Annotated in this window: 8 protein-coding genes; 7 read left to right on the forward strand and 1 reads right to left on the reverse strand. The window is 64.7% G+C overall.

What is annotated here, in order from left to right:
- The first annotated feature begins 10 nt into the window (after window positions 1–10).
- From thrS to AC1DR1_RS13095, 6 genes are all read left to right on the forward strand, one after another.
- A complete protein-coding gene (gene thrS / locus AC1DR1_RS13070; protein ID WP_229994061.1) occupies window positions 11–2,020 on the forward strand; it encodes a threonine--tRNA ligase in 2,010 nt (669 codons plus the stop codon).
- Window positions 2,021–2,038: 18 nt separating this feature from the next.
- Entirely contained in the window at window positions 2,039–2,677 is a 639-nt protein-coding gene (locus tag AC1DR1_RS13075; RefSeq protein ID WP_229994062.1) for an HIT family protein, read from the forward strand.
- Window positions 2,670–3,308 carry a phosphatidylinositol phosphate synthase gene (gene pgsA / locus AC1DR1_RS13080; protein WP_229994063.1) on the forward strand — a complete coding sequence of 213 codons (639 nt, stop codon included), beginning with the start codon at window positions 2,670–2,672 and terminating at the stop codon, window positions 3,306–3,308. Before AC1DR1_RS13075 ends, pgsA begins: the two co-directional genes overlap by 8 nt.
- A gap of 208 nt (window positions 3,309–3,516) precedes the next feature.
- Window positions 3,517–4,443, forward strand: coding sequence for a pyridoxal 5'-phosphate synthase lyase subunit PdxS (gene pdxS / locus AC1DR1_RS13085; protein WP_476992703.1), 927 nt, complete (start codon window positions 3,517–3,519; stop codon window positions 4,441–4,443).
- Between the two features lie 25 nt (window positions 4,444–4,468).
- The gene (locus AC1DR1_RS13090) at window positions 4,469–4,678 is read left to right on the forward strand and encodes a hypothetical protein (RefSeq protein ID WP_476992704.1); all 210 of its coding nucleotides are present in this window, start codon (window positions 4,469–4,471) and stop codon (window positions 4,676–4,678) included.
- Between the two features lie 151 nt (window positions 4,679–4,829).
- Window positions 4,830–5,285, forward strand: coding sequence for a nucleoside deaminase (locus AC1DR1_RS13095; protein ID WP_476992705.1), 456 nt, complete (start codon window positions 4,830–4,832; stop codon window positions 5,283–5,285).
- A gap of 404 nt (window positions 5,286–5,689) precedes the next feature.
- Here the strand turns inward: AC1DR1_RS13095 and AC1DR1_RS13100 are convergent, their stop codons facing one another.
- Window positions 5,690–6,379, reverse strand: coding sequence for a nucleoside/nucleotide kinase family protein (locus tag AC1DR1_RS13100; RefSeq protein WP_476992706.1), 690 nt, complete (start codon window positions 6,377–6,379; stop codon window positions 5,690–5,692).
- A 554-nt stretch (window positions 6,380–6,933) separates the two neighbouring features.
- Between AC1DR1_RS13100 and AC1DR1_RS13105 the strand changes: the two genes are divergently transcribed.
- A partial coding sequence (locus AC1DR1_RS13105; protein ID WP_476992707.1) for a transposase occupies window positions 6,934–7,074 on the forward strand: 141 nt, incomplete at its 3' end.

Genomic DNA, 7,074 nt, shown 5'->3' on the forward strand with positions numbered 1-7,074 from the left:
GGAGACACCCGTGTCAGATGCCCAGCAGATCACCCTTCTCGTCGACGGCGAAGAGACCAAGGTGACTACCGGGACCACCGGCGCGGAACTCTTCTTTGAGCGCCGCGACGTCGTTGTGGCCCGCGTTAACGGCGAGTTGAAGGACCTGGACCAGCCCCTTCCCGAGGACGCCGCCGTCGAGGCCGTCACCATTGATTCCCCGGACGGGCTCAACGTCCTGCGCCACTCCACCGCCCACGTCATGGCCCAGGCCGTGCAGCAGCTGCGCCCGGACGCGAAGCTCGGCATCGGCCCCTACATCACGGACGGCTTCTACTTCGACTTCGATGTCGCGGAACCGTTCACCCCGGAAGACCTCCGCCAGCTCGAAAAGATGATGCAGAAGATCATCAACCAGAACCAGAAGTTCGTGCGCCGCGTGGTGTCCGAGGACGAGGCCCGCGAGGCGATGAAGGACGAGCCCTACAAGCTCGAACTGCTGGGCAAGAAGAATGACGCCGCCGAGGCCGGCGAGGGCGTCAACGTGGAGGTCGGCGCCGGCGACATCACCATCTACGACAACGTGGACCGCAAGAGCGGGGACAGCATCTGGTGCGATCTGTGCCGCGGCCCGCACCTGCCGAACACCAAGCTGATCTCCAACGCCTTCGCCCTGACCCGGTCCTCGGCCGCCTACTGGCTGGGCGACCAGAACAACCAGCAGCTGCAGCGCATCTACGGCACCGCCTGGCCCACCAAGGACGCTCTCAAGGCCTACCAGGAGCGCATTGCCGAGGCCGAGCGCCGCGACCATCGCAAACTCGGCGCGGAGCTGGACCTGTTCTCCTTCCCGGACGAGCTCGGCTCAGGCCTGCCGGTCTTCCACCCCAAGGGCGGCATCATCCGTAAGGCCATGGAGGACTACTCCCGCCAGCGCCATGTGGATGCGGGCTACGATTTCGTCTACACCCCGCACATCACCAAGGGCCACCTCTACGAGGTCTCAGGCCACCTGGACTGGTACAAGGAGGGCATGTTCCCGGCGATGCACATCGACGCGGAGCTGAACGAGGACGGCACGGTGCGCAAACCCGGCCAGGACTACTACCTCAAGCCGATGAACTGCCCCATGCACAACCTGATCTTCCGGTCCCGCGGACGCTCCTACCGCGAACTTCCGCTGCGGCTCTTCGAGTTCGGCTCGGTCTACCGCTACGAGAAGTCCGGCGTGGTGCACGGCCTGACCCGGGTCCGGGGCATGACCCAGGACGACGCCCACATCTACTGCACCCGCGAGCAGATGAAGGACGAGCTGACCACCACGCTGAACTTCGTCCTCGGCCTGCTCAAGGACTACGGCCTGGACGACTTCTACCTTGAGCTCTCCACCAAGAACGAAGACAAGTTCGTGGGCGACGACGCCACATGGGAGGAAGCCACCCGCACCCTCGCCGAGGTGGCCGAAGCCTCCGGGCTTGAGCTCATCCCGGATCCGGGCGGAGCCGCGTTCTACGGCCCCAAGATTTCCGTCCAGACCAAGGACGCGCTCGGCCGCACCTGGCAGATGTCCACCATCCAGCTGGACTTCAACCTGCCTGAACGCTTCGAGCTCGAGTTCCAGGCCGCGGACGGCACCCGGCAGCGGCCCGTGATGATCCACCGCGCCTTGTTCGGCTCAGTGGAGCGCTTCATGGGCGTGCTGACCGAACACTACGCCGGTGCCTTCCCCGCCTGGCTGGCGCCCGTGCAGGTGGTGGGCATCCCGGTGGCGGAGGCTTTCAACGACTACATGTTCGACGTCGTGGACCAGCTCAAGGCGGCCGGCATCCGCGCCGAGGTGGACATCTCCTCGGACCGTTTCCCGAAGAAGATCCGCACCGCCAGCAAGGACAAGATCCCGTTCGTGCTGATCGCCGGCGGAGACGACGCCGACGCGGGAGCCGTGTCCTTCCGCTTCCGTGACGGCAGCCAGGACAACGGCGTGCCCGTGGCCGAGGCCGTCCAGCGGATCGTCGACGCTGTCCGAAACCGGACCAGCTAGGCAGACGGAAGGCAGCGCGTGCAGGAAACCACAGGGGCCGGGCCGGAGTATCCGGGCGACCACGCCGTGACGGACGACTTCGGCCTGGCCGGGGTCCCGGACGCTTTCCAGCGCCTGTGGACCCCGCACCGGATGGCGTACATCAAGGGCGGCCAGCAGCAGTTCAAGAACCCGGACGACTGTCCGTTCTGCGTCGCACCCGAGCGGGGCGACGAGGACTCCCTGATCGTGTACCGGGGAAGGACCAGCTATGTGGTGCTGAACCTCTTCCCGTACAACCCGGGCCACCTGCTGGTCTGCCCCTACCGGCACATCCCCGACTACACCGATCTCACGGCCGAGGAAACGGCGGAATTCGCCGAGCTGACCCAGACGGCCATGCGGGTGCTCCGCAAAGTCGCCAACCCCTCCGGTTTCAATCTCGGCATGAACCAGGGCGTCACCGGCGGGGCGGGCATCGCCGGCCACCTGCACCAGCACGTGGTGCCGCGCTGGGGCGGGGACGGAAATTTTTTCCCCATCATTGCCCAGACGAAGGCGATCACACAGACCCTCGGCGAGGTTCGCCAGCAGGTGGCCGACGCGTGGCCGCAGGAAATGCCAATTCAGCAGGAAATGCCAGCGCAGCAGGAAACAGCTGGGGAGAAGGATGCTTAACAGGCACGCCCGGGGTTTCTTCACCGCCCTGTTTTCCCCTGTCGCCCGCTGGCTGCTGCGGATCGGCGTGTCTCCGGACGCCGTGACGGTGGTCGGCACGCTCGGTGTGGTGATCGGCGCCCTCGTGTTCTACCCGCTCGGGCAGCTCTTGTGGGGGACCGTGTTCATCACGGCGTTCATCTTCTCCGACGTCATTGACGGCATCATGGCCCGGATGCAGCATCGCGGCGGCCGGTGGGGCAACTTCCTGGACTCCACCCTGGACCGCGTGGCCGACGGCGCCCTCTTCGCCGGCCTCGCCGTCTGGTTCTTCACCGGCGGTGCCAACCCGCCGATCGCCATTGCCGCCATCGTCTGCCTTGTGCTCGGCATGGTGGTCTCTTACGCGCGGGCCAAGGCGGAAGCCCTGGGCTTTCACGCCAACGTCGGCATCGCCGAACGCGCGGAGCGCCTTGTGTCCGTGCTGGTGGTCACGGGACTCACGGGCCTGGGCCTGCCCGTCGTCGTGCTGTTCGTGACGCTGTGCCTCCTCGCGGCGGCGAGCCTGGTGACGGTGATCCAGCGGATCGTGACAGTCCACCGCCAGTCGCTGGAGGAACCCGAAGGTACCGCCACGGAACGGTCCGCCTGACGGCGCCCCACGGCGCCCCGGCGGACTGGCCGAATCCCCGGCCCGGCGCGTGATTCGAGTGCTGTGACTCGAATTCTGCCGGGCCCCGGCCGGGGGATAGTATTAGCTTTACCGGCCAATGGATCCGGTAATCCGGTGTGTGCGAGACACGGCATTTACGTGCCGTCCGCGCCCCGGCGAGGTCATCTATCTACCCATAGGGGTTTTTGTGTCTACACCTGATGTAAGCAGCGAAGCCGGCGCGTCCGCGAAGAACGTCACGGGCAGCAGCCGCGTCAAGCGCGGCATGGCTGAGATGCTCAAGGGCGGCGTCATCATGGACGTCGTCAACGCCGAGCAGGCCCGCATCGCCGAAGACGCCGGTGCCGTGGCCGTGATGGCGCTGGAACGCGTTCCGGCCGATATCCGCGCCCAGGGCGGCGTGTCCCGCATGTCCGATCCCGACATGATCGACAAGATCATCGCGGCTGTGTCCGTGCCCGTCATGGCCAAGGCCCGGATCGGCCACTTCGTCGAGGCGCAGGTCCTGCAGTCCCTCGGCGTGGACTACATYGACGAGTCCGAGGTCCTGACCCCGGCCGACTACACCAACCACATCGACAAGTGGAACTTCACCGTTCCGTTCGTCTGYGGYGCGACCAACCTCGGTGAGGCSCTGCGCCGCATCAACGAGGGCGCGGCGATGATCCGGTCCAAGGGCGAGGCCGGCACCGGCGACGTSTCCAACGCCACCACGCACATGCGCCAGATCCGCGCCGAGATCMWSAAGCTCGCCKSCMTGSCCGAGGACGAGCTCTACGTCGCGGCAAAGGARCTGCAGGCMCCGTACGAMCTGGTCAAGGAAGTWGCCKCSACSGGCAAGCTCCCGGTGGTGCTRTTCACCGCCGGCGGCATCGCCACCCCGGCCGACGCCGCGATGATGATGCAGCTCGGCGCCGACGGCGTGTTCGTCGGCTCCGGMATCTTCAAGTCCGGCAACCCGGCCCAGCGTGCCGCCGCCGTCGTGAAGGCCACCACCTTCTTCGATGACCCGGACGAGATCGCCAAGGCCTCCCGCGGCCTGGGCGAGGCCATGGTCGGGATCAACGTCGACGAGATCCCGCAGCCGCACCGCCTCGCCGAACGCGGCTGGTAGCACACCCACTATGAAAGGAACCGCATTGACCATCCGCCATGACGACTGGTACCACCTGATCGGGGCAACAGTGGAAATCCGGCTCCAAGGAAAACTCGCCCGCGCGGGCCGCGTTGACCACGCCACAAAAGACTCCAACATCCTCTGGCTCGCCCAGGAAGGCAACAAACCGCGGAAAATGATCGACAAAGCCCAAGGCTATGAAGCATGGGCCGACTCCGCCTTACTTCGCTGACCTTGGCAATCTTTGGAAAGTAGCTCAGCCCACGACATGTGCATTGCAAAATGGCCGGCGTTCCCGTTGGCCAGGCCCGGCTCAAATAGCTTCGATGCCAAGCCGTTGGCGACCACCACCAATTCTTTGAGACGCGATTTAGACTGCATCCATGTCCGAAACTGAACGAACCACCACAGATGCGGTCTTTGAGGCTGCCTACGAGGCCGCGCAGAAGAGCCTGCGAGAGGGCGGCATTCCGATCGGCGCTGCCTTGGCCCGCGGCGGGGAAGTGATTGCCAGCGGCCACAACGAGCGTGTGCAGCATGGGGATCCAATCGCCCACGGCGAGATGTCTGCGCTGCGGGCTGCCGGACGCCAGAAGAGCTACCGGGACACGACCCTCTACACCACTCTGGCGCCGTGTGCGATGTGTACCGGGACCATCATCCAATTCAAGATTCCGCGCGTGGTGGTGGGCGAGGCCGAGACGTTCCCCGGCGAATTCGAACTTCTCCGCTCACGCGGCGTCGAAGTCGTGGTGTTGAATGATGCCCGATGCGTCGAGATGATACGCACCTTCCAGGACGAACATCCTGAACTATGGGCGGAGGACATCGCCGAGTAGTCCACGCACAAAGGAGCACTGGTGAAATAGATCAGACCTGGCCAAAGCTATCGCCCGCCGCGAAATCATACGCCTGTGGCCTGGGGCCTGCACCGCAGGCGTTCTCATCCTTTTGCCATCTGCCGATGGCGACAACCCTGCTCCCTGCCTTGACTGCGCCGGCGTCACTCAGAGCTACCACCACGGGCGCTGCGGCAGGACGACGGCTCGACTCAAGGCAAGGAACGGGGCCCCTCCCTGACCCCACGAAGGAGYCGATAGCGGATATTATGACCGCAGCCGCTCAGAAGAGGCTGTGAAGGCACGTGATGTGAGCACTATCGATGAGCCTCGTGGGGCACTTGTGTCTTAGGCAGGGAATAGTGCCGGGCCGCCGTGAAGCCGGCGGCTCGGTTTCCGGTCGTTTACTCGCGGCCGGGCGCCGGGACGGTCGCCGTTGTGTGCTCGATGACGAGTGTGCTCCGCTGGCTTCCTGCTGCTACCAGGCGGGCATTGCGTTCGTCATTGCCGGTTGCACGCCATTCGACGATCACGGCGTCCTTGTCGAACCTCAGGTGCCGGGCAGTGAGCCGGCGCAGGCGTTCGGCCTGTTCGAGTTCCACGAACCAGGTTTCATCCAGGAGGGATGCGACCTCGTTCCATGGGGCCTCGTCAAGAAGCAGGTAATTGCCCTCGGTGATGATCAGGCGGGTTTCCGGCGGGACGGCGATGGCCCCGGCGATCGCGTCGTTGACTTCGCGGCGGAACACCGGTGCGAAGATCTCCCGCGAGGTCTCTGAGCGCAGCCGGCGGAGCAACGCGACGTAGCCGCCTCCGTCGAAGGTGTCCGGAGCGCCCTTGCGGTGCTCCAGCCCGCGGGACTCGAGCCCCGACTGCGCCAGATGATATCCATCCATGGGGACCAGGGCGACCTGCCGGGGATGGTTGGTGAGCAGGTGCTCCAGCAGCCATTCGGAGATGGTGGATTTTCCGGCGCCGGGCGCGCCGGCTCTTCCGAGCAGGCACCGTCCGTGCCGCTGAAGCAGCGCTTCAGCCCGGGCGACGAGCTGCTGCTGGCCTGATTCGTCCCAGCGCAGGTATGGAGGGGCGTTCATCGCTTCTCCTTTCCGGCTCTCGCCTGGACCAGGGCAGGAGGGTCGCCCGTGTTCTACGGCATCACGTTTACATAGGTGTGGACAGTAATGATGGACAACCTTTACCGGACAAACGCCCGCCCACCTCTCCCCGGCCAAGAAAAGGAACGAATCGAGGACCAGAAAATCTCCCAGAAACTTCCCGCAGGTCATGTCATCACCACAACTCCGGGACATGAATAGGTACAAGGCCAACCACGCCCGACACAAACAGCAAGAAAGAAGGCCCGAATGACCCCAACTCACAGCAGGTCATGCACTTCCACCCGCTCCCGGCCATGAAGGAGTGACCAGCAACACCGCTGTCCAAGCCAAGAGAAGGAGCCGCCAGACCAGCCGCCACCAACAAAAATGGGCCCCCGCAGGGGCCCATAAAAGGAGATTTGTACACACTCAGCGGCCCACAAGCCCCTGAACAGGGAAAACACGTGCCCGAGGTGGGTGGGCCGCCACGGAGTTCTCGGACAGTGGACCCCCTTAAAATCGGGGGACTACTGAAATGAGGAATGTGCAGAATGCCTGCATCACGTCGCCGGTTCAGCCAGGAGTTCAAGGACCAGCTGTGCGAGGAAGTCGTCTCGACTTCGAAAACAATCAAGTCCGTCGCCGACTCGTACGGGGTCGGTGCCGAGACGCTGCGTAACTGGCTGAAGAAG

The organism is Arthrobacter sp. P4_F10 (genome assembly GCF_056401435.1).